Origin of the sequence: Bacteroides ilei (genome assembly GCF_900128495.1) — a bacterium.
Classification (GTDB): Bacteria; Bacteroidota; Bacteroidia; order Bacteroidales; family Bacteroidaceae; genus Phocaeicola; species Phocaeicola ilei.
Window position 1 is genome coordinate 1993400 of record NZ_LT635801.1, and the last position, 26138, is coordinate 2019537.

Here is a 26138-nt window from a genome sequence, read left to right on the forward strand (position 1 = left end):
TATAATACTATAAATCAATGCGTATGAAAGGAAAGACAAGTTGGGCGCTGGCCGGGCTGTTCCTGTTAGCCTTGTCGGCGTGTAGTGGAAATGCAGGGAAACAGGCAAAATCTGACAAGATGAGTGACAGTGTACAGGTGACAGACAGCGGAATCAAGACCATTCAGTTGGGTGATGTGGAAGCGACATGGATACAGGATAATGCTGAAGATCGTCTGATGCCGAGAACGTTGTTTGCCGACGCTTCAGACCAGTTGATTGACAGTCTGGGACTCCAGAACGGAATACCTTCTTCTATAAGCACGTTTCTGGTGAAGGCCGGAGGTGTCAGGATTCTGTTCGATACGGGAATGGGAGCCGGGGACAGCCGTTTGTTGGGACGACTGAAATCCCTGGGTATATCTCCTGCCGATATCAAGTATATCTATCTGACCCATTTCCATGGAGACCATATCGGTGGTATGATGAAGGGAGACAGCGTAGTGTTCCCTAATGCCGAAGTATATGCAGCCAAAGCTGAATATGACGGATGGATGAAGATGCCCGCCGACCAGAAAGAACAGGTGGTGCATACCATGGAAGCTTATAAGGAACGTTTGCATCTGTTTGAGTTCGGTGATACATTGCCAGGTAAAGTGGTAGCCTTGAAGGCTGTGGGGCATACACCGGGACATACGGTCTTTCAAACCGGTAAACTGCTGGTAACGGGTGATTTGATGCACGGTGCGGCTTTACAGATGGTACATCCGGAAATCTGTGCGGCTTTTGATATGGATAAGCAGGAAGCTGTGGAATCACGCAAATATTTTTTGCAGTATGCAAAGGATAATGGCCTGACTATGGCAGGAATGCATTTGCCAGTTCCTGCATTTTACCGATACTAGGTTTTCTTCTGGCGGAAATTTCTGACACGGAAAAAGCTGCTCTTGCCATAAAAGACAGGAACAGCTTTTTTTATTTTTAATCTGTATCGGGAATAGTTTTATTCCAGATTCCAGCCTTGCTCGCCCAGTGCCTCTTTCAGCTGTATAAAAGCTTCGGCAGCTATATTATGACGGATGAGGTCATCGAAATCGGCTGCATTGGCCATTTCCCAAGTCATGTTTTCTGACACATGAGTTTTCGGGTCGATAGACATATACAGTTCCATCGCTTCTTCATAGTCGCCCGTTATCACTTTATAATGGGCCCGGTTGGCGACTACGGCAGGAAGTTTCCTGAATTTCTCGGGCAGGCATTGATAGATCAGTTCGGCCGCTTCGGATTGGGATGCCAGCAGAGCACTGCATAATCCGTCAATCAGGGCATTGATTCCTCTTTGGTCGGTCACAAAGGCATCGAAAATGCGTATGGACTGTATCTGGTTGATGATGAAGATCTTCGGGTCCGGATAATGGGAGCACATGGCTATGATATGGTCGGCATCAATGTTGTCATTGAACATATCATGGAAGAGACCTTCATACGGCAGACGGATCTTGTTCCCGTTTTCTGGAAGGAAACTGACCCAATATAAGTTGCGGTTATAGATCCGTCCGTTTTTGTCGTGGTAACTTATCTGGATAGGGCGGTAACTGCAGATGCTCATCAACAATGTTTCGGCTACTTCCGTTCCATTCCCTTCATCAGAAAAGTTACAGTCCAGGGTTTCTGTAGAAAAAGGTGTTTCAAGTCCTTCAATATCGGCTATTTCATTATAAGGTATGAAATGGACATCGTCCAGAACCACTTCCTTGCCTTCAACTCCCCAGATAAAGAGCTCGGCCTTGAGTTGCAGGGTTTTTGATTCGAAAATGAACTGCGATCCGTCGGGCTCTGTCGTTATCCGGGTATAAGGATGATGCAGCGTACTTTCTTCCAGTTTGGCTTTCATTTTCTGGTAGTCCTCCAGGATATTGCCTGTGGTTTCCGGCTCTTTTTCCTTTTGTGCCTCTTGAGGTACAGTGGAAGGTTCCGGTTTCTGTACGTTGGGGGAAGGTTCCTGGTTTTCAGTCGCCTGTTGCTGCATTTCAGAAATCTGTTTCTGGAGCATTGCGTTCTGTTCCATCAGTCCGGCCTTTTCGTTTTCCCATTCTGTATGTTTCTTTTGCAGGTTCTGGAGTTCCTTTAAGGCATTCTCCTTGTCGGCACTGATTTCTTCGATTGAAGCCTGTTGTGCAGACAATGTTTCCTGCAGTTGTCTGTTATCTTCCTGCAGTTGCCGGTAATTCTCTTCCAGTTGCTTGCTGTTTTCGGCCTGTTTCTGTTTTTCAGCTTCCAGATTATCATAGCTGGTCTGCAGGTCCTTTATTTGGCCTTTCAGGTTGTCAAGGTCGGCCTGTAACTGTTCATTGGCCTGTTTTTGCTGCTGTAATTCTGTTTGCGACTGCTGGTTATCCTTTTGTTGTGCCGCATATGAATCGCTCAGTTCCTGAAGTTTGGAGTCGGATTCCTCGATTTTGTGTATTAAATCGGTTCTTTCTTTTTCAAGTGTTTCACAATTTTGTTTCAATGAAGCTGTTTCTTCCGTAAGCTGCTGTTTCTCTTGTAACAGATTCTGAATTTTCTGTCTGTTTTCTTCGAGTTGCTGTTGGAGATCCTGTATCTGTTTTTCCAGTCCGCTTTTATCTGTTGTCAGTCCACTGATTTTCTGTTCCGTTTCCTGTAACTGCCCGGTAAGACGATTGACGGTAGTTTCCAGTGAAGCCGTTTCTTCCGTGCTGTGCTGCAGTTTGGTCAGGCTTTCTTCTTTATCCGACTGAAGACTGGATATTTCATTCTGGAGGCGGGAAATTTCCTGTTGGAATCCGGATACAGATGTCTGCAGACGGGTAATTTCGCTTTGGGCTTTTGCCAGTTCTTCTTGAGTTTCGGAAAGATGTGTCTTGTTATAGGAAACATCTTTGTTGGCATCTCTGATGTCTGTTGCAAGTTGTTGGTTCTTGATCAGCAGATTCTCATTGTCATTCTGCAATTGTTCAACATCAATACCAGTGAGTGCTTTGATCAGGTTCAGTTTGAGTTTACTCATAGTATATAAGTCTATCCAAGTAAATAAATGAAATTTTACAAATCTCCTGCAAATTACATAAAATTTCGGAATGTACCGCATCTTGGACGGTTGAAATGGATATTTGTCGGTAAAAAGGCTTCCAAGTCCTATCTTTTGATTAGTTTTGCATAAACTATTAGTGAAAAGATGGAAACGGATATAAATATAAATAAGAATGTCTATTTAGGGGGGAACAGGGAAAACAGTCTGCTGAACCGTAGGATGATTTTCCGTATTCTGGGTATTCTGCTTTTTATTGAATGTATTATGTTTCTGATTTGTGCAGGTGTATCCTTATGCTATCGGGAACTGGAATATATTTATTTTATCTATACGACTTTAATTACGGCAGCAGTGGGTTGCGGGTTCCTTGTTTTGGGACGAAATGCCGAAAATCGTCTGGGAAGGCGCGACGGCTACTGTATCGTGGCTTTCACCTGGTTGCTTTTTACCGTATTCGGAATGTTGCCTTTTTACCTCAGCGGGGATATTCCTTCTGTGAGCAATGCCTTTTTTGAAACCATGTCGGGATTTACGACTACGGGAGCCACTATATTGGATAATATTGAGGCGTTACCTTATGGAATGTTATTCTGGCGATGTTTTTCCCAATGGATAGGCGGACTCGGCATCGTGTTCTTTACCATTGCGGTGCTTCCGATTTTCGGAGTGGGAAACCAGGTCTTGTTTTCAGCTGAGGCTACGGGAGTACAGCATAATAAGATTCATCCGAAAATCAGTACAATGGCCCAGTTGATATGGTCGGTTTATCTGATTTTGACCGTGGCCGAAACAATCTTGCTGATGTTGGGGGGAATGAATCTTTTTGATGCTGTGTGTCATGCATTTGCAACAACCGCTACCGGCGGTTATTCTACCAAACAGGCGAGTGTGGCCTATTGGAATTCTGCGTATATAGAATATGTCATTTCGATTTTCATGATTCTTTCGGGCGCTAACTTTACGCTTTATTTCATGTGTCTGAAAGGGAAATTCGGTCATCTGTTCAAGGACGGTGAATTGAAATGGTACCTTGGATCTTTAGGTATCGTTACTTTGCTGATAACTGTTGCATTGGTTTTCAGAAATGATTATGGAGTCGAACTGGCTTTCCGTAGGGCCTTGTTTCAGGTTTCGTCCATCCATACCTCATGTGGCTTCGCCACAGACGATTATAATATGTGGCCTCAGTTTACCTGGCTGCTGCTGATTTATACGATGATAGCCGGTGGCTGTACCGGTTCGACAGGCGGGGGCATGAAAAATTTGCGTATACTGATTGTCTTTAAGAATGTAAAGAACGAATTCAACCGGCTGATCCATCCGAGGGCCGTGTTACCGATTAAAGTGAACAAACAGACATTGTCACAACATACCATTTCCACCGTGACTACATTTGCCTTATTTTATTTGATGTGTATTTTTGTGGGGTGGCTGATCCTGATGTTTATAGGTCTTGATATGGGGAATGCTTTCGGTATAGCGGTATCGAGTATCGGAAACGTAGGGCCCGGACTGAATGATTTCGGACCGGCTTTTTCATGGAATGCTCTTCCTGACGCTGCCAAATGGGTCTCTTCGTTCCTCATGCTGATAGGGCGTCTGGAACTGTTCGGCATTTTGCTGATGTTTGCTCCGAGTTTCTGGAGAAGCCGGTAACAATGTGAAAAGGAAAGAATAAGAATCCCCTTACTTCTGCATAGGGACAATGATTGCAGAAGTGAGGGGATTTTCCATATTCATACGATGATATCAGTCGATGAAACGTTTGGTCAGATTACTGAATTCATCGATACGGCGGTCGCGCAGGAAAGGCCACCAGCGGCGGACATTCTCACAACGGTCCATATCTATATCTACCACCATGTTCTCTTCTTTCAGGTTGCCGGCCTGGGCCAGAATCTCTCCCTGAGGGCCGGCTACGAAGCTGTTTCCCCAGAACTGGATGCCGTTGGTCTGTCCGGAAGGATCCGGTTCCAGTCCTACACGGTTGACAGCAATGACCGGCAGTCCGTTGGCTACGGCATGTCCGCGTTGTACGGTCACCCATGCTCCCAGCTGACGCATTTTCTCATCTTGTGTATCTGTGCTTTCCCATCCGATAGCGGTCGGATAGATAAGAAGTTCGGCTCCTTTCAGTGCCATCAGACGTGCTCCTTCCGGATACCATTGGTCCCAGCAGACCTGTACACCCAGTTTTCCGAGAGATGTCTCGATCGGTTCGAAGCCAAGATCGCCGGGGGTGAAATAGAATTTTTCATAATAGGCAGGATCATCCGGAATATGCATCTTCCGGTATTTTCCGGCTATGCTTCCGTCTGTATCGAACACTACAGCGGTATTGTGATAAAGTCCCGGAGCGCGGCGTTCGAAAAGTGAAGTTACCAGTACAATATGGTAGGCAGCCGCTATTTCGCTATAGAATCCGGTTGAAGGGCCGGGGATAGGTTCTGCCAGATCGAAAAGGTTGGTGTCTTCTGTCTGACAGAAATAAGGGGTATTGTGAAGTTCCTGCAGTACGACCAGCTGTGCACCGGCCTGTGCTACGGATGCTATGTTTCGGTGAAGTTTTTCCAGGTTCATTTTCAGGTCATTCGTACATGATTGCTGTACGATGCCTGTGCGAATTACTCTTTTCATATTATTTTTTATTTACGGTTTTACAGTTTTAGGGTATTGCATTGTGACGCAATGGAGTGAACCATGCTGTTTGATAAGGGCACAACAGTCTATTCCGACAATTTCCCGGTCAGGGAAAGCAATGGCAAGTATGCGGGCGGCTTCTTTGTCTTTTCCCGGTTGTCTGTAGGTAGGGTAGAGCACCGCATTGTTCATGATGAGGAAATTGGCATATGTGGCCGGTAGGCGTTTCCCTTCTTCATCATATATGGCATCTGTCATCGGAAGTGGAAGAAGTCTGTATGGTTTTCCTTCGGGAGTCTTGAATGTCTGCAGTTGTTCTTCCATTGCATGAAGTTCCCGGTAATGTTCGTCATTCTTGTCTTTACATTGGACATAGACAATTGTATTGTCTGGACAAAGGCGGGCAAGTGTGTCGACATGACTGTCGGTGTCGTCTCCGGCCAGATAGCCATGTTCGATCCAAAGTACCTGCTTTAAATTGAATCGCTCTTTCAGGTATTGTTCTATTGATTCCCTGTCCATGGTGTCGTTACGGTTGGGAGCAAGCAGACAGGGTGCCGTGGTGAGAAGTGTCCCTTCGCCGTCACTTTCAATGGATCCGCCTTCAAGTACGAAATTACGGCAGTTAATGTATTCACCCTTTACTTGTCCGCTCTGATAGAGGTTCGTATTGATGAGATTGTCCTTGCAGGCAGCAAATTTCATTCCCCATCCGTTGAAGCAGAAATCGAGCAGGAGAGGTTTTTCCGTATCTTTCTCAAGTAGCGTGATGAATCCATGGTCCCGGGCCCAGGTGTCATTGGTGGGGCAACTTACGAAATGTATATTCTCTTTATACTCCACATTTTCCAGAGCTTTGGGAAAAGCCGGTGCAACCAGCAACAATGGTTGTCGTGACGCTATCTCACGGGCTAACTGCAGAAAGCATGTTTCTACTTCTTCAAGCATATAGGCCCAGTCGGTTTCTGCATGTGGCCAGGTTAGCTGTATGTAGCTTTGGGCATGCCATTCGGCCGGTAAAAAGTAATTTTTCATTTTCTGATTATTTGTTCTTGTCTTTTTCTCTTTTTTGTTGGGCTGCGGGCTGGTCATCCTGCTCTTCTGTCGGTCTGTTTTTCCGTCGGTTCAACAGAAGCCAGTCGAACAGTTCACGCCAGCTGGTAAAGTCTTTACTGTACATCAGGCCGATACCTTGGGTAGTAAGGGTTGATTTGGTAAAGTAACGGTCGTTGGTCTGGTTATATCCTTTCAGACGGAGGTCACCGTTTTTGGTCAGCAGCCACATTGCCTCGAAATCTCCTACAAAGTTAGTATTTCTCATCGGATTATCCCGGTAACCGAAATTTCCGTTGATGATCAGTCGGTTATTGAGCAGTCTTCCCGACAGGATAGCTTCGGCTTCCACATCGGTCCATCCTTTTTCTCCTGTGCTCAGATTGGTTCCGATATTCCAGTTCTGGCTGTTGATTACCTGCGACAACATGTTGTTGAGCTGTCCGGAAAGGGTACTGAAGGCAAGTGAGCTGGTTGCGTCGGACTGGGTACTGTTATTGGCATAGTCGTAAGTATAGAATTTGCCTATACTTAACAGATAGATGAATTGGGTATTCATCTGTTCTTCTGTACTTGTCAGGCTTTGTACCAGCTCCCGGTCTTCATCGCTTACAGTCGGTAATTCCAGGCCGAAGGAGAGGCTAGGGGCCGTCAGGTTTCCGGACATGTTGATCAGGCAGTTGACTTTGACCGTCCCTTTGCTGTTGGATGCATCGGCCACCAGGTCATTCAGAGAAGCTGAATTGACGGTATAGACTGCCTGGACATTCAGGTTGGCCTGTTTCGGGTTTCCGTTGAAGGATACGATACCTCCCGGCTGCAGTATGAAGTCTTTACGTATCACATTCTGTATACTCATTTTGTAAATCCCCTCGTTGATGTTGTAGTTACCGAACATCTGGAATTCACCTTTATTGTAGAAATTCATCTGTAGGTTTCCGGTTCCTTTGGCCGAGATATTATCGCCGGCAACCGGATCCATAATGATACGCATGGTTGCTTCGGGGGTGGTTTCTATCTGCAGGTTGAGATACATGTCGATTGGAGTATCGTCTTCATCTTCCTGTTCCTGTCTGTTCAGGTGGTGATAAAGTTCGGTATGCAGCAGATCCTGTTTGCGGCGTGGAGTCTTGTCGACAAAGGTGATGAACTGGTTGCTGGTAGCTTCCGCAGCCGTTGCCGTTACGTATGTAAACGTGGTGCCTCTGTCGGTACGGACGTTTCCGTCAACGCTTAATGTATTGTTCCCTCCTCTCAGTCGGATGTTCCCTGTTGTATAGATCTGTCCGTAGAACGGGAAATCGGGTGTTTCTTTTTCTGTATGGTAAACCAGCATGTTACGGGTATCGAACTGGAACTGGTACATCAGGTTCTTGAGTTTGGTGTGTCGGATATTTCCGTTGACATATCCGGTATGTCCTTCCGGATCTGTCAGCCTGACATTGTTGAATCCGAAATAGCCGGAAGTGATATGGACTGAGTCCGTCTGTGCCCTGAAGGACGTATTCAGGATATTTATCTTCATGCTGGCATCTGCCCGTACATCTCCTTCCAGATCCATAGCGGCAAATGGTCCGTGAAGCCGGACATTTCCATATGTACGTCCTTTCATGTCACTGAAAATTCCGCTGATGAACGGTTGGAGGAAAGCCAATTGTGTCCCTCCCGCCTGGATATGCAGATCCAGTCCCTTCATTTTGGGGGATACGAAGCCATCAACTTTGGTAGTATACCCTCCGTTTTCATGCATGTCGGCTGATAACCGGACTCCACCTATCTCTTCGTCCCATCGGGCATGGATATCTGCCTGGCCCAGCAATGCATCGTTGAGGCGGAAATCCTTCACGTCCAGTCGTGTATACATGACCGGTTTATCAAGAATATGCCGCAGATGTACGCGTCCGGTAGCCAGCCCGTTGAATTTGACTGTATGGAAGTTCACTATGTCGAGTACATACTGGAGGTCGATATTATTCAGGTCTACCATACAGGAATCGTTTTCTTCCTTACCGATTCTGCCGTCGGCCCTCAGGAATTGGTTGCCATGCTCGAAATGAAAGTCCTGAATGTCGATGATGTTTTTATCGATATGGATTTCCGATGGGTGGATTTTCCATATGCTGTCATTCAGGATGATTTCACTTGGCTGAACGGTTATATTGGTGGCAATCTTTCCGTGTGATTCGGATTTCAGGAAGCGGGCAACGGTTTTCAGTTCACCGCTGAATGTCGATTCTGTATTGTTTCCCCAGTTTACAGTTGTCTGTAGTTTGTCATCCTTGGCTATAGCGTTTATTGCCAGGGTCAGCATAGCCCCCTTTGCCAGTTTCTTATTTGTACGGATCTGGCATTGCATCTCCGTTCCATTATTGTCACAAAGCAGATTTCCTCCTTCATAGTAAGAGCCGTTATAGGTGAATTGGGGGGCATATGCCCTGATATGCACCTTGTTTTGGCTATCGTTGAAAAATCCTGCCAATGTTGCAGGCATTTCTATGTCAAGGGGTATATCCAACACTTTGGAGAACAGTTGGGAATCATCAAGCTGGAACTGGAAATCAAAATTGTTTTTTGTTTCGGGAAGTTTCTTGTCGTAGTCCAACAGTGACGGTATATATATCTGCATTGTCTTGAATATGCTGGCCGGTAAGGTCTTGTATGAATAGTTTCCTTTTATGGAACCGTTCATGAACGAAGAGTGTATGTCTACCTGTTTCTGACCATTCGGATCAATGTCGGCAGTAATGTTCAGGTTCTTGAGGAAATATGATTTTGTTGAATCGGGTGCAGCAAGTGTAAGGCTGTCGATGTCTATAGCTCCTTCCATATCATCGATGGAATGGCCTTGAAAATTTGCGTTCAGTTTGAGTGATATGGTTGTATTTTCATATTTATTACTGATGTTCAGGGCATGTGGGCGTAAATGACGGACTATAGCTGTCAGATTGTAGTCGGGTACAGCCTGGCGGGTAGCGAATGATCCGTTGATGTCAATACTGGCATTTTCGTCATTCAGTGTAAGTTTTCCGTTGAATCCTCCGGGGGTGTATTTCCCGTCGAGTCGGATGTTTTTATATTCATATTGCTTGTAGGTAATGGATGGTATACTTCCTTTTACATACGATTCTGCCATTCCGTTTTTATATTGGAAACCTTCCAGTTCCAGATCGAAGTTGGCGTTTCCGAATGTATTGTCTTTATCCAACAGGGTTCCCAAGTCCAGTTCAGGACTTGAAATTTTTCCGGAATAGGAACGGCGGGAAGTGGCCGGGTCGGCATACATGGTTACGTTGGCGTAAAGGTCACCTACACCCGATTCCAGAGTACCGTGTGTAGTAAGTTGGTGCAGGTAGCCCGATATATCCCCTTTGAAGCGGATATATTGTACCCGTTCCAGAATGTCTGGAATATCATTGTTTCCTGTCAGGTTTTTCAATAGCCAGGAAAGTCCGTCGGTATTGGCATGCATCTCGGTTATTTTGCCGAACAGATACATTTCATCGGTTTTATTCCAATGGTTGGCCATCCCTTCGCCTTGAACCAGCATTGAGCGGTCGGAATTGGAAAGGTAGAATTCCGTACATTCGGTCCGGTTCCCTTGTCCTTCGATGGAAACCTTGATATCGATAGGTTTGGTAAAGTCCTTCAGGGCAGGAACGAAACATGACAGGTCGCTCGGAGTGATGCGGGCTTGGAGCTGGGTTGCATACCGGATATTCCGGTCCAGTCGGATCGATGTAGGGATACTGTCATAGGTTGCCTGTAACGTATCGATGGAAAGCTGGGTGTCAGGAAGCTGGAGTTCCATGTTCGTCAGTTTCATGCCTTTTTTGTTTGCCGTAAAGCGTAACGCCAGTTTTTTCAGCCTGAATCCGCTTTCTTCGTTGAAGCTCATTCTCCTCACTTGGGCATTGATGGAATCTGCGGTCAAGGCCTTCAACGAAAGGGTCATTGATATGTTGTTGAAATTCAGATGGTCCTTATTGAATTTTCCAGGCGTTTTGGCAGAGGAGAGCAAATTATAATGGATCTGGCCGCGGCGGACCAGTATGGTATTGATACGCAGGTCTATATCCGATTCTTTCTTTACAGTGTCTTTCGAAGCGAATGTGTCGATGATAAACTGGAAGTTGCTTTCTTTTCCCGGGGCAGGCCGGTTCAGCTGGGCGTTGAGGCCGAACAGCTGGATGCTGTTGATGCGTATCTTGCCATGCAGGAGGGATGATATTTCGAACTTGGCGGATAGGCGTGAAATCTTCAGCATATCCTTATTTTGTCTGTCCTTTATGTTGACGTTCTGTATAATGATACGGTTGAGGAGACCCAAGTCAATATTGCCGATGCTGACCTCCGTCTGTAACAGATTTCCGAGTTCTTTGGCAGTCAGCCGTGTTATTCTGTTTTGGATGAAAGGCATGTTCAATATGGCAATTATCCCGAAATAGAAAACCAGCATCAGGATAATTGCAAACCGGGTAATATGTTTTATGCGGTTGAACTTGCTCATGTATTTTCTCCAAAAATTAATCAAAATTACAAATATCGCCGGAAGTATCAGATATTTGGACAAGGAATTTCATTATTTTTAATTAAGGGAGGGTATCTATGCTGGGATATGTTGAAAAAATGAATCTGATTTCGTATTTTTGACGCAATATTTTTTAAAAGGACAGAAAATGATGAAGAAAAGTGTGACATTGATGTGCCTGATGGCTATGGCTTTTTCGGCACAGGCCCAGCAGGGAGGTATTTCGCAAGATATGCTGAGTCAGATAAAAAGCAGTTATAAACATACCGCCGCCGATAAAGCCATTTATAATGCGATGGCGGGGACAAGTATTGCCGTATTGGCCAAGAATCATGAAAACCTGGCTAACTTCGATACTCATTTTTCGGATAAAGTAGTTTCTCATGGTATTACCGACCAGCAACAGTCGGGCAGATGCTGGCTGTTTACCGGTCTGAATGTGCTACGTGCCCAGATGATGGCGAAGTATGGCATTGACGATATGGAATTCTCACAGAACTATTGTTTCTTTTATGACCAGCTTGAAAAGGCAAATCTGTTCTTGCAGGGAATCATCGATACCCGTGAGAAACCGATGGATGACAAGATGGTAGAATGGCTGTTCCGTAATCCGATCAATGACGGCGGACAGTTTACTGGAATTTCGGATATCATTGAAAAATACGGGGTTGTGCCGGCTGCAGTCATGCCTGAAACATATTCCAGTGAAAATACTTCCCAGATCAGCCGTCTGGTTGGTTTGAAGTTGAAAGAGTTCGGCCTGAAGTTGCGTGACGACGCAGCCAAAGGTGCAAAGGAAAACGCATTGGCCAAGACAAAGACCGATATGTTATGTACTGTTTATCATATGCTTGCTCTGGCTTTCGGTGAGCCTGTAGAACATTTTACATGGACAGTCAAGGGAGTGACGAAAGAATATACTCCACAGTCTTTCTATAAGGAATTCCTAGGAAATGATTTGAAGAACGGTTATGTGATGCTGATGAATGATCCCAGCCGTGAATTCTATAAATGTTATGAAATAGATTTTGACCGTCATGTCTATGACGGAAAGAACTGGACATATGTGAATCTGCCGATCGAAGAAATCAAGGAGATGGCCATAAAGTCGATCAAGGACAGTACGATGATGTACTTTTCCTGTGATGTGGCGAAATTTATGGACAGTAAGCGCGGTACGCTGGATCTGAATAATTTCGATTATGATTCTTTGCTCGGTACTACTTTCGGAATGGACAAGAAGCAGCGTATACAGACTTTTGCCAGCGGATCAAGTCATGCCATGACCTTGATGGCCGTCGATCTGGACAAGGATGGAAAGCCTAAAAAATGGATGGTAGAGAACAGTTGGGGAGCCGAGGCCGGTTATAAGGGCCATCTTATTATGACCGACGAGTGGTTCAATGAATACATGTTCCGTCTGGTAGTGGAAAAGAAATATGTTTCGGATAAGGTCTTGGATATCCTGAAGCAGAAACCGATCCGTCTGCCGGCATGGGATCCGATGTTCGCTTCCGAAGAATAGGACTTAAATCATAGATAATACGATAAGGTGATGGAAGTTTATTGTCAGACAATAATACTTCTGTCACCTTGTCTGTTTATATAATTAAGGTGATGAAACGAAATCTGAAGTTTAAAAAACGGTTTGTCTCTATTGTGTATTGTGCTTAATTTAATGGAAAATCGCTTTTTAAGGTCATGGATAAAGGCTTTTTGCTTACTATACTTTACAAAAGTAATACAAAATCAAGACAGGTGAATATATCTTTCGGCTGTTTAAAGAATTATTTCCGTAATTAGCCGGAAAGTGTTGCATTTATCACTTATTTTTTCTTTAATTTTGCAGTCAAATTATAAAACCATTTTTTATAACCCGATATGGCTAATTTAATAAAATTACGTAAAGGTCTTGACATAAACCTGAAAGGTAAGGCCGCCGCAGAAGTGGTTGCTGTGAAAGAGCCCGGATTCTATGCATTGGTTCCGGATGATTTTACAGGAGTTACTCCGAAAGTGGTCGTTAAGGAACAGGAATATGTTATGGCTGGAGGACCCTTGTTTATAGACAAGAATCATCCTGAAGTGAAATTTGTTTCGCCCGTAAGCGGCGTAGTGACAAGTGTAGAGCGCGGAGCTCGCCGTAAGGTAATGAGCATTACCGTCCAGGCGGCAGAAGAACAGGATTACCAGGAATTCGGCAAGAAGAATGTAGCTGGAATGGATGGAGCGGCTGTCAAGGCTGCTTTGTTGGATTCAGGTATGTTTGCGTTCATGCGTCAGCGTCCGTATGATGTGATTGCCGATCCGACGGTTGCCCCGAGGGCAATCTTTGTTTCTGCCTTTGACTCGAATCCGCTGGCCCCCGATTTTGAATTTGTATTGAAGGGGGAGGAAGCAAATTTCCAGACAGGTCTGGATGCTTTGGCTAAAATGGCCAAGACTTACCTGAGTATTAGTGTCAATCAGAAATCTGCAGCCCTGACACAGGCTAAGAATGTAACCGTTACAGTATTTGACGGACCTCATCCTGCAGGTAATGTGGGTGTGCAGATCAATCATATTGCGCCGGTAAATAAAGGTGAAACTGTGTGGACTATCGATCCACAGGCTGTAATCTTCATCGGCCGTCTGTTCAATACGGGACGTGTAGACCTGACCCGTACCGTAGCGGTTACAGGTTCGGAAGTAAAGAAGCCTGCCTATTGCAAGCTGAAAGTCGGTGCCATGCTGACCGATGTATTTGCAGGTAACGTTACGGAAGGCAAGGAGTTGCGCTATATCAGCGGTAATGTGTTGACTGGCAAGAAGATCCCTGCCAATGGTTTCCTGGGAGCTTTCCACAGTCAGGTGACCGTTATTCCGGAAGGAAACGATGTCCATGAAATGTTGGGTTGGATTATGCCTCGTTTCAACGAATTCAGTACCAGCCATTCCTATTTCAGCTGGCTGATGGGCAAGAAGAAAGAATATGTACTTGACGCCCGCGTCAAGGGTGGAGAACGTCACATGATCATGTCGAACGAATATGATAAGGTGTTGCCGATGGATATTCTTCCGGAATATCTGATCAAGGCAATCATCGCAGGCGATATCGACCGCATGGAACAGCTGGGTATCTATGAAGTTGCTCCGGAAGATTTCGCTATCTGTGAGTTTGTCTGCTCTTCAAAAATGGAATTGCAGCGCATCGTTCGTGAAGGACTGGATATGCTCCGTCGTGAAATGTGCTAATACTAATCAATAGAATTATCAATTAAATGAAAGCATTAAGAAATTATCTTGACAAGATAAAGCCGAACTTTGAAGAGGGAGGCAAATATCATGCTCTTCGTTCTGTATTCGACGGATTTGAAACATTCCTGTTTGTCCCGAATACGACTTCGAAGACAGGTACGCATATCCACGATGCCATTGATAGCAAACGTATCATGTCGCTCGTGGTGATTGCATTGATACCGGCATTGCTGTTCGGTATGTATAATGTAGGTTACCAGCATTACACACATGTAGGACTCGAAGGCAGTTTCATTGAAATGTTTGTGTATGGTTTCCTGGCTGTGTTACCTAAAATCATTGTTTCTTATGTAGTGGGTCTGGGTATCGAATTTGTTGTCGCTCAGTGGAAGAAAGAGGAAATTCAGGAAGGTTTCCTGGTTTCCGGTATCCTGATCCCGATGATTGTTCCGGTAGACTGTCCGTTGTGGATGCTGGCCGTAGCGACTGCTTTCTCTGTAATTTTTGCAAAGGAAGTGTTCGGTGGTACAGGTATGAATATCTTCAACCCGGCATTGATTACCCGTGCGTTCCTGTTCTTCGCATATCCGACCAAAATGTCAGGTGATGCAGTATGGGTATCGGGCGACAGTATCTTCGGTTTGGGAAAAACGGTCGATGGCCTGACATCAGCTACAGCGTTGGGTGTAGCTTCTACAGCTACCGATGCTACCGCTTATCCTCCATTCTCATGGGACATGGTAACTGGTCTGATTCCGGGTTCTATCGGTGAAACCAGCGTAATAGCCATTGCAATTGGTGCGGTAATTCTGTTGTGGAGTGGCGTAGCTAGCTGGAAAACAATGCTGTCTGTATTTGTAGGTGGTATTGTAATGGGATGGATCTTCAATGAATTCGGTCCTGATACAGCAATGGCCAAGATGCCTTGGTATGAACATTTGTGTGTAGGTGGTTTCTGCTTCGGAGCAGTATTTATGGCTACCGATCCTGTAACTTCATCACGTACAGAAAACGGAAAATTCGTTTACGGATTCCTGATCGGTGCAATGGCAATCATTATCCGTGTATTGAATCCTGGTTATCCGGAGGGTATGATGCTGGCTATTCTGCTGATGAACATCTTTGCACCGCTGATTGACTACATTGTAGTTCAGAATAATATTTCCCGTCGTGAAAAACGTGCTATGTCTAACAAATAAAACCGAAATACAATGAATACTAATAGTAACTCATATACTATCATTTATGCTTCGGTAATGGTTGTTATCGTAGCATTCCTGCTGGCGTTCGTGAACTCTTCTTTGCGCGACCTCCAGGGTAAGAATGTAGAACTCGACACCAAGAAACAGATTCTTTCTTCACTCGGTATTACAGATGTAGCCGATGCTGAGGCCGAGTTCGCCAAAGTGGTAAAAGCTGACATGATTGTGGCTGCCGACGGTTCTCTGACTGAATACGACGGCAAATTCGTTACAGCTTATGAAAAGGAATTCAAGGAAAACGGCCGTGCCCATGTATTCGTATGTGAAATCGACGGCAAGACCAAGTATGTAGTTCCTGTGTTCGGTGCCGGTTTGTGGGGCGCTATCTGGGGATATGTTTCACTGGATGACGACAAGAATACCGTATACGGCACTTATTTCTCTCATGCTTCAGAGACTCCGGGTCTGGGTGCTGAAATCGCCACTCCTCATTTCCAGAGCCTGTTTGCCGGCAAGCACGTTATGGACGGCGGAAATGTAGCCTTGACTGTAGTGAAAAACGGTAAAGTTGCAAATCCGGAGTTCGAAGTCGACGGTATTTCCGGCGGTACCATCACTTCAAACGGTGTGGCTGCCATGCTTAAGAACTGCATGAGCCAGTACACTAATTTTTTAATGTCAAAATAATAAGGAGGAAAACGAACAATGGGAAAATTATTTTCAGCTAAGAATAAAGAAGTATTTTCTACTCCGTTAAGCCTGAACAACCCGGTTACCGTGCAGGTGTTGGGTATCTGTTCGGCATTGGCCGTTACCTCTAAGCTGGAACCGGCTATTGTAATGGGTCTTTCTGTGACTATCATTACTGCTTTCTCTAACGTAGTGATTTCATTGATCCGTAAAACAATTCCTAACCGTATCCGTATCATTGTACAGTTGGTAGTTGTTGCGGCTCTGGTAACTATCGTGAGTGAACTGTTGAAGGCATTTGCCTACGATGTAAGTGTACAGTTGTCCGTTTATGTGGGACTGATTATTACGAACTGTATCCTGATGGGACGTCTGGAAGCGTTCGCTATGGCAAACGGTCCTTGGGAATCTTGTCTGGACGGTATCGGTAACGGTCTGGGATATGCCAAGATTCTGGTTATTGTAGCTTTCTTCCGCGAATTGCTGGGCTCTGGAACACTGCTTGGTTTCAATATCCTGAATTATGATGCGGTGAAGAATATCGGTTATGTAAACAACGGTCTGATGCTGATGCCTCCTATGGCACTTATCATCGTTGCTTGTCTTATCTGGTATCAGCGCGCCAAAAATAAAGATTTGCAGGAAAAGTAATCACTAATTAAACAGAAAGAAAATGGAACATTTTATAAGTTTGTTGGTCCGCTCAATTTTTGTGGACAATATGATTTTCGCATTCTTCTTGGGTATGTGTTCATACCTGGCTGTTTCGAAGAATGTGAAGACTGCGCTCGGACTGGGTATTGCCGTAACTTTCGTGTTGGTGGTTACGCTTCCGGTAAACTACCTGTTGCAGACTAAGGTTTTGGCTGCCGACGGTATTCTGGGCATTGATTTGAGCTTCTTGAGCTTTATTCTCTTTATTGCCGTTATCGCGGCTATCGTTCAGCTGGTGGAAATGATTGTGGAGCGTTTCAGTCCTTCGCTGTATGCTTCATTGGGTATTTTCCTTCCGTTGATTGCCGTTAACTGTGCCATCATGGGTGCTTCTCTGTTCATGCAGCAGCGTATTACTCTGGCTCCGTCCGATCCTAAGTACATCGGTGGTATCGGCGATGCCATTTCTTATGCTTTGGGTTCCGGTCTCGGCTGGTTGCTGGCTATTGTCGGTCTGGCCGCCATCCGTGAAAAAATGGCTTACTCTGACGTGCCTGCTCCGTTGAAAGGTCTGGGCATCACATTCATCACTGTAGGTCTGATGGCAATGGCATTTATGTGTTTCTCTGGTTTGAATATCTAATAAGGAAAGGAATAAGACAATGGATATGAATTTTATTTTAGCAAGCATTGGAGTATTCCTTGTGACTATTCTTGTGCTGGTGGTCATCCTGTTGGTTGCCAAGAAGTTTTTGGTACCTTCAGGTAAAGTGAAACTGACTATCAACGGTGAAAACCAGTTGGAAGTTGAATCAGGTTCAACCTTGTTGAACACGTTGGCTGTAAACAATGTATTCCTGCCGTCGGCTTGTGGTGGTAAGGGCTCTTGTGGCCAGTGTAAGTGTCAGGTTGTTGAAGGTGGAGGTGAAATCCTTCCTTCCGAAGTCTCTCATTTCAGCCGTAAGCAGCAGAAAGACCATTGGCGTCTGGGCTGTCAGGTTAAGGTGAAAGGCGATATGTCTATCAAGGTTCCCGAATCTGTAATGGGTGTAAGAGAGTACGAATGTACCGTTATCTCAAACAAGAACGTGGCAACCTTTATCAAGGAGTTCAAGGTTCAGCTGCCTAAGGGGGCTCATATGGACTTTATCCCGGGTTCTTATGCCCAGATCAAGATTCCTGCATTTACAATGGATTATGACAAGGATATCGATAAGTCATTGATCGGCGATGAATACCTGCCGTCATGGAAGAAGTTCGGTCTGTTCTCATTGAAGTGTGTAAATCCTGAACCTACCATCCGTGCATATTCAATGGCTAACTATCCGGCTGAAGGAGATGTGTTCATGCTGACTGTACGTATTGCTACTCCTCCGTTTAAACCAGACCGCAGCGGTTTCATGGATGTAAATCCGGGTATCGCTTCTTCTTATATCTTTACCCTGAAACCGGGTGACAAGGTATTGATGAGTGGTCCTTACGGTGACTTCCATCCGATCTTCAATTCCAAGAAGGAAATGATCTGGGTAGGTGGTGGTGCCGGTATGGCTCCGCTTCGTGCACAGATTATGCATATGACCCGTACACTGAATACAAGAGACCGTGAACTGCATTACTTCTACGGTGCCCGTGCATTAAATGAAGTGTTCTATCTGCAGGATTTCCTGAATCTGGAAAAAGATTTCTCAAATTTCCATTTCCATCTGGCTTTGGACCGTCCGGATCCGGCAGCCGATGCTGCAGGTGTGAAGTATACTCCGGGATTTGTGCATAAGGTAATGTATGAAACTTACTTGCAGTATCACGAAGCTCCCGAAGATATTGAATACTACATGTGTGGTCCTGGACCGATGTCGAAGTCTGTTATCGCTATGTTGGACAGCCTTGGCGTTGATGAATCTTCCATCATGTATGATAACTTCGGCGGATAATAGAGATCATTTTTCGATCATAATAATGAAAACAGGTTCCCGATTGGTTCGGGAACCTGTTTTTGTTTATAAATATCATTTATTGAGGGTGAAACTTGTCTTGTGGAAGTTAATTGAGAGAATGGGGAAGATTATCATGTTAAAAAATGTCTGTGATTCTTGAAAAATGTTTCAAATAGTCATATAATATCAAAATAATATGCCTAAATATTGCGTTTTTATTACAAATCGGTTCAAGAAGGAAGCTTAATATTGATTTAAATCAATAAATGATACCTTTAAAGAAAGATTTTTATGATTTTGTTTTTGTGTTATAGAACATATATTTATATTTGCATCGGTAAAAAGATAAAGGATATACGAAGTCGACCTTGAGGTTGACAGAGTTTTTGAGGTAAAAAAAGTTTTTAAGGTAACAATTAATTTTAGGTATTATGAAAAAGTTAGGATTGACATTAGTAGTTGCATTAGTGTTTTCTGCATCAGTATTTGCTAGCGATGGTGAAGGTAAGACTACAAAGTGGAATGGTTCAATTAACAAGGAAAAATTGACCAAGTATCTGAAATTGAATGCGACTCAGAATGATGAAGTTGCTGATATTTGCGACTATTTTGAAGAGCAAATGAAGATTGCCAACAGTTCAAAGAAGGATAACAATGAAAAAGTCCGTACCGCTGTTTACGGTAACTTGAAATTGATGAAGAAGGCTTTGAATGACGAACAGTATGCTAGTTATGTGCGTTTGATGGCTTTGACTTTGCATAACAAAGGAATAGAAGTTAAATGATTAAATTAGCCGGATATTCGGAAAAGATAGGAGACGGGAAGTCGTGGTACTTCCCGTCTTTTTTGTTTACAGGGGTTATGGGTTGCTTAGTTTCTTTTTGATGATGGCGGGGTTTCCTACTGCCATGCAATCCGAAGGGATATCTTTGGTCACCACGCTTCCGGCACCTATGATGCAGCGGTCACCGATGGTGATTCCCGGTAAGATTATCGCTCCCCCGCCGATCCAGCAGTCTTCTCCGATTGTTACAGGGTAAGCATATTCCTTGTTCTCCCTGCGTTCCAAAAATGGGATAGGGTGTTGAGGAGTATAGATTTGGACGTTCGGTCCTATCAGTGTATGGTTCCCGATAGTTATATAGGCTCCGTCCAGGAATGTGCAGTTTGCGTTAATGAAGACATGTTCTCCCAGGCGTATTCCGTTACCGTGGTCACAGTAGAAAGGTGGCATGATGACAGAAGTGGCAGGAATTCCCGGTATCAGATCTTCCAATATTTTGCGGAAACAGGAATCATAATTGGATATGGTCCGGAATTTGGCAAGTAAAGTCTTGCAGTGACGGAAACTTTCATTGATTTCCGGATCAGAACAGTCTGCCAGTTGTTGATTACGCATTTTTTCAAATTCGGTCATGGTTGTTTATCTAATATATTAATTAAGGTGTAATATAAGTTACTTTTGTCGTTTATCACTCATTTTTTTTCATTGAACTGCTGTTCCAGACGGATCAGTTCGTCACGGTATTGTGCCGCTTCAATAAAATCTAGATTCTTGGCGGCTTCCTGCATCAGCTTGCGTGTACGGTCCATACTTTTTTTGAGCTGTTCTTTCGACATGTATTGGACAATCGGATCGGCGGCAGCCAGGATCTTTTCTGGGGCGTCTGTATAAGCTTTGGGTTCTGCGGTAGGAATCTCTTCTGTATTGCCAAGCAATACGTTGTTCCGTGCTTTTTTGATCTGTTGGGGAGTTATGCCGTGTGCTTCGTTGTATGCCAGCTGTTTTTCCCTGCGGCGGTTTGTTTCGTCAATTGTCTGTTTCATGCTGTCGGTTATTTTGTCGGCATACATAATTACTTTTCCGTTGACGTTGCGGGCTGCTCGTCCGGCTGTCTGTGTCAGGGAGCGATGGGAGCGGAGGAAACCTTCCTTGTCGGCATCCAGGATAGCCACAAGTGAGACTTCCGGAAGATCCAGTCCCTCACGTAACAGGTTTACGCCTACCAGTACATCGTAAATTCCTTGACGCAGCTCATCCATAATCTTGACACGTTCCAATGTGTCTACGTCACTGTGTATGTATGTACAGCGGATTCCATGGTTAAGCAGATATTCGGTAAGTTCCTCGGCCATCCGTTTTGTCAGTGTTGTTACCAGTACGCGCTCCTGCATTTCGATGCGTTGCTGTATTTCTTCCATCAAGTCATCAATCTGGTTCATGCTCGGGCGTACTTCTATAATGGGGTCCAGTAGTCCGGTAGGCCGGATAACCTGTTCCACTACTACACCTTCGCTTTGCATCAGCTCATAATCAGCGGGGGTGGCACTTACATAAATTACCTGTTTGGCCAGTTCCTGAAATTCCTCAAATTTCAGCGGACGGTTATCCATGGCAGCCGGCAGTCGGAATCCGTATTCTACCAGATTCTCTTTCCGGGCACGGTCTCCGCCGTACATGGCACGTATCTGTGGAACACTGACATGACTTTCATCAATCACGATGAGGAAGTCTTCAGGGAAAAAGTCGAGTAGGCAGTAAGGCCGTGTTCCGGCTGCACGTCCGTCAAAGTAGCGGGAATAGTTTTCGATACCCGAACAATGCCCCAGTTCACGTAACATTTCCATATCGTAAGTGACGCGTTCATAAAGCCGTTTGGCTTCGTAAGGTTTTCCTATTTCTTCAAAGTACGCCACCTGTTTGGTCAGGTCGTCCTCTATCTGGTGGATTGCTCTTAGGGTACTTTCCTTGGTTGTCATGAACAGATTGGCCGGATAGATCTTGTATTCGTCGAATGTGCTGATGCGATGTCCCGAAACCGGATCAATCTCTTCGATTCCGTCTATTTCATCATCCCAGAACATGACTCTCAGCACGTTGTCACTGTATGCCAGGTAAATGTCTACGGTATCACCTTTTACGCGGAAATTCCCGCGGTTCAGTTCAATGTCGTTCCTTACATAAAGGCTGTCTACCAGCTTGCGGAGGAATACGTTCCGGTCAAGTAATTTCCCTTTCTTGATATCGATGACATTGTTATAGAAATCGGCCGGATTACCCATACCGTATATACAGGAAACGGATGATACGACTATTACATCCTTTCTTCCCGAGAGGAGGGCGGAAGTGGCTGCTAGGCGGAGCTTGTCTATTTCTTCGTTGATGGCCAGATCCTTTTCTATGTAGGTGTCGGTCGACGGCAGATAGGCTTCCGGTTGGTAGTAGTCATAATATGACACATAATATTCCACCGCATTGTTCGGGAAAAAGCTTTTGAATTCACTGTATAATTGGGCTGCCAAGGTCTTGTTGTGGCTCAGAATCAGTGTCGGTTTGTTGACGTTCTTGATGACGTTGGCAATGGTAAAGGTTTTTCCGGAACCCGTCACACCCAATAAGGTTTGTGCCGGTACACCTTGAAGGACACCTTCCGTCAGTTGGGCGATAGCTTCCGGTTGGTCGCCTGTCGGTTTATAGTCAGATATCAGTTCGAATTTCATAAATAATAATGAATGGTTTTTGGATATAGGGAGTAAATTTACGGAATATTTCTTATCCTTTTTCCCGAAGCTATAAATTTTATTTAAAAAACATGGATGTATTGCATTATTCACTGGAAAAGAGTACTTTTGCACATCTATATTGAATAACATGAAAAAGTACGCTGTTATGGTTCTCCTTTCTGCAGGATTTTTATCGTCTTGTGGAGAGTACAATAAGGTGCTGAAAAGCACAGATTACGAGTATAAATATGAGGCTGCGAAAAGTTATTTTGCCAAAGGGCAGAACAGTAGGGCCGCTACCATACTTGAAGAGCTGATTCCAATCATGAAGGGAACATCCAATGCCGAGGAATCTCTTTATATGTTGGCTATGACCTACTATAATCAGGGCGACTATATAACGGCTTCCCATTATTTCAATACATATTATACTACATATCCGAGAGGAACCTATACGGAGCTGGCCCGTTTCTTCAGCGGCAAGTCTTTATATATGGACACTCCCGAACCCCGTTTGGACCAGAGCAGTACGTACAAAGCTATTCAGGAATTGCAGATGTTCATCGAATATTTTCCGCAAAGTCCTCGTAAATCAGTTGCACAGGATATGATTTTCGAACTGCAGGATAAGTTGGTCGAGAAAGAATATCTGTCGGCTAAACTGTATTATGACTTGGGTTCGTATACCGGAAACAGTTCTTATAGCAGTACCGGAAACAATTATCTGGCGTGTGTGGTTACCGCTCAGAATGTTCTTCGTGAATATCCTTATACAAAGTTGCGTGAAGATCTGTCCATGCTGGTGTTGCGTGCCAAATATGATATGGCAAGACAGAGTGTAGAAGAGAAAAAGGAAGAACGTATGCGTGATACCATTGATGAATATTATGCCTTTAAGAATGAATTTCCCGACAGCAAATACAACAAAGAAGTCGAGGAAATCTTTAAAGACGCCAATAAATATGTAAATAATTGATTGTCAAATTTTATAGTTATAATTTAAACAGGAATTATGGATTACAAGAAAACAAACGCTCCTACCAATACCGTTACCCGCGATTTGATGGAATTGTGTGAAGATACCGGTAATATCTACGAAACTGTAGCAATCATCGGTAAGCGTGCCAATCAGATTGCCGTAGAAATGAAGAACGATCTGTCCAAGAAGTTACAGGAGTTTGCTTCATATAACGACAACCTGGAGGAAGTTTTTGAAAACAGAGAGCAGATAGAAATCTCTCGTTATTATGAAAAATTACCGAAACCTACTCTGATCGCTACTCAGGAGTACATTGAAGGTAAGGTATATTACAGAAATCCGGCTAAGGAAAAAGAAAAATTGCAGTAAGACCATATCGTTGGAACACAGAGACGCAATGTATGTGTTTTCTCTTTGGATGATGAGAAGATGATTGCGCTTCTGTGTTCTTTTTTTGTTCCTTTGAAAATTAATTTATTATGATACAACGCATTCAGACTGTCTATTTGCTTATTGTCGCCATTCTTATGGTGCTCATGATGTCTTTCCCTGTAGGGGCTTTTTATACGGATACGGCTATTTATGAAATGACAAACCTGGCATTGGTTGACGCCGGGGGTGTTTCCAATTATGCACCATGGGCATTGTTTGCCATCCTTATGGTTGTAGCCATCTTGTCGCTTGTCACTATATTTGCCTATAGAAAACGTATGTTTCAGATCCGCTTGACTTTATTCAATATTATTCTGCTGATCGGTTATTATGTGACGGCTGCCGTGTTTATTCTGTATTCATTCGATGAAGTGGGAAGCTTTACTCCGTCGTGGACCTTGTGCCTGCCGGCTATCAGCATCATTCTTGACTGGTTGGCAATCCGTGCCATCGGTAAAGACGAAATGTTGGTCAAGGCCTACGAGCGGTTGCGGTAAATCTTGTTGCAAGAGAAAGTGAGGATATAAAAATGTCCCGGACTTTGATAAACATTTTCAGAAGTCCGGGACATTTTATTTTTACCGTTTTTATCGTATTTTAAAGATATAGTTCACATTCTTTCCGTACAGTACATGCCTTCTTGAGCATCATATTTACGATGGCAAGGAGCAATCCGTTGACTTTTCTCGCATTATGGGGGCATACAGAGACACAGCGCATACATGAAATGCAAGCTTTCTTGTTCACTTTTGCCGGGTTGCTTTTGTCGATGGCTCCAACAGGACATCTGGAAGCACAGAGACCGCATTTAGTACACGCTCTTGTTGGTTTGGGAACAATTCCTGCATTTGCTGCTTTTCTGTATGGCCTGTTGCCAGGTATAACAGGAGTAGTAAAATCATTTTTCTTCAGTTTTCCACTGATCTTATCGGCAAACTCTTTCAAATGTGCGTAATCATCCTTGTCCGGTCTGTTTGTGGCATATCGATGTGCTATCGAGTGTTCTGCAATGGCTGCTACTGCAGAGATGACTGAGAACCCGGCCTGCTGTACAAGGTCCTGAAGTTCTACTAAGGTATCCTCATAGGCACGGTTCCCGTACACGCAGACTATGATTGCTTTTGCACTATTGCCCTGAATCTTTAAAATGCGTTCTGCAGCTGTAGAAGGTACGCGTCCGCTATACGATGGGACGGCAACTATGGCTATGTCCTTATTTGTCAATGAGAATTTATGAAAATCTTCGTTATTATTTGACAAATCAATATTTGTAATTTCCCGACTCAATTCATTTGCCAGAAAATCGGCTACTTTCTTCGTTCCACCTGTCGGACTGAAATTTATTTCATAAATGTTCATATTTTGCTTTTCTTTTATTGTTCTTTTTATTCTGCTTATTCTGTATACCAGGAAGTAATATAATTAGTGTTCTTAGGAAGCCCGACATTTCCTGGTTCCGTTTGTTTAAAGTATCCCTTCAGACCAAGTTCCAGGACTGTCTGATGGAAATGTGACAAGGCGATGCCGGCATCAACCCTCTTGATGATTTCTTCCTCTCTTGAGATTCCGGATTTGTATGTTACATAAAAATGGTAGCAATTACCCGATTTCAGCACACGCCATGGTTGCGTGTTCTTGTCAGAAGGGGCAAGTCTGAGCATTTCCAGCGGTTCTGTATAATCGCCGGCATCATTTTTAGTGAGAGGAGTCTGAAAATTATCCAGATAGAATAATGCCTTCCATTCTTTCCGTGTTGAAGACCGCATGGCAGTCCTCATAAGAGATTCTGTCATACTGCGTTTGGTAGCCGGATACCCGACAGGAGAAATGGCAGGGAACAATTCATCTTTGGGAATTCCCATGGCGGAGGCAAACCCCTCTCTGTTGAATGTCGCAGCCAGCCATACAGTTCCCAGTCCCAATGCCGTTGCCTCCAGAATCAGATTCTCAAATTCGTATCCGGCAGCTACATGAGCAAGGTCTATATCAGGAACAGAAATACCAAGAAAAGTACTTGCTCCTTTAATTATTCCGTATGTACCAAGTTTTTCTCCTCCGGAAGCCAGTTCTTTATCAATCATGTATTTCTTTACAGGCATGCCGAATGGATTTTCAAGACTGTCCATGTAATCTTGAAGTGTTTCTTTGATATTGGGTTCAAGAGCCTTGTCCTGATAGGTACGGACACTATGGCGTTCCTTGATTGACTTTATGATTTGTATGGGTAATTTCTTGCACATTTCTATTCCT

Annotated in this window: 21 protein-coding genes; 13 read left to right on the forward strand and 8 right to left on the reverse strand. The window is 44.2% G+C overall.

What is annotated here, in order from left to right:
- The first annotated feature begins 23 nt into the window (after nt 1-23).
- Complete coding sequence (locus BQ7489_RS08540; RefSeq protein ID WP_072532086.1) at nt 24-884, forward strand: MBL fold metallo-hydrolase; 861 nt, start codon at nt 24-26, stop codon at nt 882-884.
- 98 nt (nt 885-982) lie between these two features.
- On the opposite strand, the gene BQ7489_RS08545 is transcribed toward BQ7489_RS08540, so the two are convergent.
- Nucleotides 983-3010, reverse strand: a complete 2028-nt coding sequence (locus BQ7489_RS08545; protein ID WP_072530679.1) for a coiled-coil domain-containing protein — start codon at nt 3008-3010, stop codon at nt 983-985.
- A gap of 168 nt (nt 3011-3178) precedes the next feature.
- On the opposite strand from BQ7489_RS08545, the gene BQ7489_RS08550 reads away from it, so the two are divergent.
- On the forward strand, nt 3179-4690 hold the full coding sequence (locus tag BQ7489_RS08550) for a TrkH family potassium uptake protein (protein ID WP_072530680.1): 1512 nt from the start codon (nt 3179-3181) through the stop codon (nt 4688-4690).
- Between the two features lie 93 nt (nt 4691-4783).
- On the opposite strand, the gene BQ7489_RS08555 is transcribed toward BQ7489_RS08550, so the two are convergent.
- From BQ7489_RS08555 to BQ7489_RS08565, 3 genes are read right to left on the reverse strand one after another with little or no spacing between them, the layout of a single operon-like run.
- The gene (locus tag BQ7489_RS08555) at nt 4784-5671 is read right to left on the reverse strand and encodes a carbon-nitrogen hydrolase (protein WP_072530681.1); all 888 of its coding nucleotides are present in this window, start codon (nt 5669-5671) and stop codon (nt 4784-4786) included.
- Nucleotides 5672-5683: 12 nt separating this feature from the next.
- A complete protein-coding gene (locus tag BQ7489_RS08560; protein ID WP_072532087.1) occupies nt 5684-6709 on the reverse strand; it encodes an agmatine deiminase family protein in 1026 nt (341 codons plus the stop codon).
- A gap of 7 nt (nt 6710-6716) precedes the next feature.
- Nucleotides 6717-11234: a translocation/assembly module TamB domain-containing protein gene (locus BQ7489_RS08565; protein WP_072530682.1), complete on the reverse strand. Its 4518-nt coding sequence runs from the start codon at nt 11232-11234 to the stop codon at nt 6717-6719.
- Nucleotides 11235-11406: 172 nt separating this feature from the next.
- Between BQ7489_RS08565 and BQ7489_RS08570 the strand changes: the two genes are divergently transcribed.
- From BQ7489_RS08570 to BQ7489_RS08605, 8 genes are all read left to right on the forward strand, one after another.
- Entirely contained in the window at nt 11407-12780 is a 1374-nt protein-coding gene (locus BQ7489_RS08570) for a C1 family peptidase (RefSeq protein WP_072532088.1), read from the forward strand.
- Between the two features lie 356 nt (nt 12781-13136).
- Nucleotides 13137-14489, forward strand: coding sequence for a Na(+)-translocating NADH-quinone reductase subunit A (locus BQ7489_RS08575; RefSeq protein WP_072530683.1), 1353 nt, complete (start codon nt 13137-13139; stop codon nt 14487-14489).
- A 26-nt stretch (nt 14490-14515) separates the two neighbouring features.
- Nucleotides 14516-15691, forward strand: coding sequence for an NADH:ubiquinone reductase (Na(+)-transporting) subunit B (locus tag BQ7489_RS08580; RefSeq protein ID WP_072530684.1), 1176 nt, complete (start codon nt 14516-14518; stop codon nt 15689-15691).
- Between the two features lie 12 nt (nt 15692-15703).
- Nucleotides 15704-16381, forward strand: a complete 678-nt coding sequence (locus tag BQ7489_RS08585; protein ID WP_072530685.1) for a Na(+)-translocating NADH-quinone reductase subunit C — start codon at nt 15704-15706, stop codon at nt 16379-16381.
- Between the two features lie 18 nt (nt 16382-16399).
- Entirely contained in the window at nt 16400-17035 is a 636-nt protein-coding gene (locus tag BQ7489_RS08590) for an NADH:ubiquinone reductase (Na(+)-transporting) subunit D (protein WP_072530686.1), read from the forward strand.
- Nucleotides 17036-17057: 22 nt separating this feature from the next.
- Nucleotides 17058-17681, forward strand: coding sequence for an NADH:ubiquinone reductase (Na(+)-transporting) subunit E (gene nqrE, locus BQ7489_RS08595; protein ID WP_072530687.1), 624 nt, complete (start codon nt 17058-17060; stop codon nt 17679-17681).
- Nucleotides 17682-17700: 19 nt separating this feature from the next.
- Nucleotides 17701-18969 carry an NADH:ubiquinone reductase (Na(+)-transporting) subunit F gene (nqrF, locus tag BQ7489_RS08600; RefSeq protein WP_072530688.1) on the forward strand — a complete coding sequence of 423 codons (1269 nt, stop codon included), beginning with the start codon at nt 17701-17703 and terminating at the stop codon, nt 18967-18969.
- Nucleotides 18970-19403: 434 nt separating this feature from the next.
- Nucleotides 19404-19757 (forward strand): hypothetical protein, encoded by a 354-nt coding sequence (locus tag BQ7489_RS08605; protein WP_072530689.1) that lies wholly within the window; start codon nt 19404-19406, stop codon nt 19755-19757.
- Between the two features lie 75 nt (nt 19758-19832).
- On the opposite strand, the gene BQ7489_RS08610 is transcribed toward BQ7489_RS08605, so the two are convergent.
- Complete coding sequence (locus BQ7489_RS08610; protein ID WP_072530690.1) at nt 19833-20390, reverse strand: sugar O-acetyltransferase; 558 nt, start codon at nt 20388-20390, stop codon at nt 19833-19835.
- Nucleotides 20391-20449: 59 nt separating this feature from the next.
- A complete protein-coding gene (uvrB, locus tag BQ7489_RS08615) occupies nt 20450-22474 on the reverse strand; it encodes an excinuclease ABC subunit UvrB (RefSeq protein WP_072530691.1) in 2025 nt (674 codons plus the stop codon).
- 151 nt (nt 22475-22625) lie between these two features.
- Here uvrB and BQ7489_RS08620 point away from each other — a divergent pair, with 151 nt between their 5' ends.
- From BQ7489_RS08620 to BQ7489_RS08630, 3 genes are all read left to right on the forward strand, one after another.
- The gene (locus BQ7489_RS08620; protein WP_072530692.1) at nt 22626-23453 is read left to right on the forward strand and encodes an outer membrane protein assembly factor BamD; all 828 of its coding nucleotides are present in this window, start codon (nt 22626-22628) and stop codon (nt 23451-23453) included.
- A gap of 36 nt (nt 23454-23489) precedes the next feature.
- Entirely contained in the window at nt 23490-23825 is a 336-nt protein-coding gene (locus tag BQ7489_RS08625) for a DNA-directed RNA polymerase subunit omega (protein ID WP_021971491.1), read from the forward strand.
- A gap of 110 nt (nt 23826-23935) precedes the next feature.
- Nucleotides 23936-24385 (forward strand): DUF4293 domain-containing protein, encoded by a 450-nt coding sequence (locus BQ7489_RS08630; RefSeq protein WP_072530693.1) that lies wholly within the window; start codon nt 23936-23938, stop codon nt 24383-24385.
- A 100-nt stretch (nt 24386-24485) separates the two neighbouring features.
- Here the strand turns inward: BQ7489_RS08630 and BQ7489_RS08635 are convergent, their stop codons facing one another.
- Together BQ7489_RS08635 and BQ7489_RS08640 are read right to left on the reverse strand one after the other, a co-directional pair.
- Nucleotides 24486-25247, reverse strand: a complete 762-nt coding sequence (locus tag BQ7489_RS08635; RefSeq protein WP_072530694.1) for an EFR1 family ferrodoxin — start codon at nt 25245-25247, stop codon at nt 24486-24488.
- Nucleotides 25248-25282: 35 nt separating this feature from the next.
- Nucleotides 25283-26128 carry a nitroreductase family protein gene (locus BQ7489_RS08640; RefSeq protein WP_072530695.1) on the reverse strand — a complete coding sequence of 282 codons (846 nt, stop codon included), beginning with the start codon at nt 26126-26128 and terminating at the stop codon, nt 25283-25285.
- Nucleotides 26129-26138 lie beyond the last annotated feature (10 nt).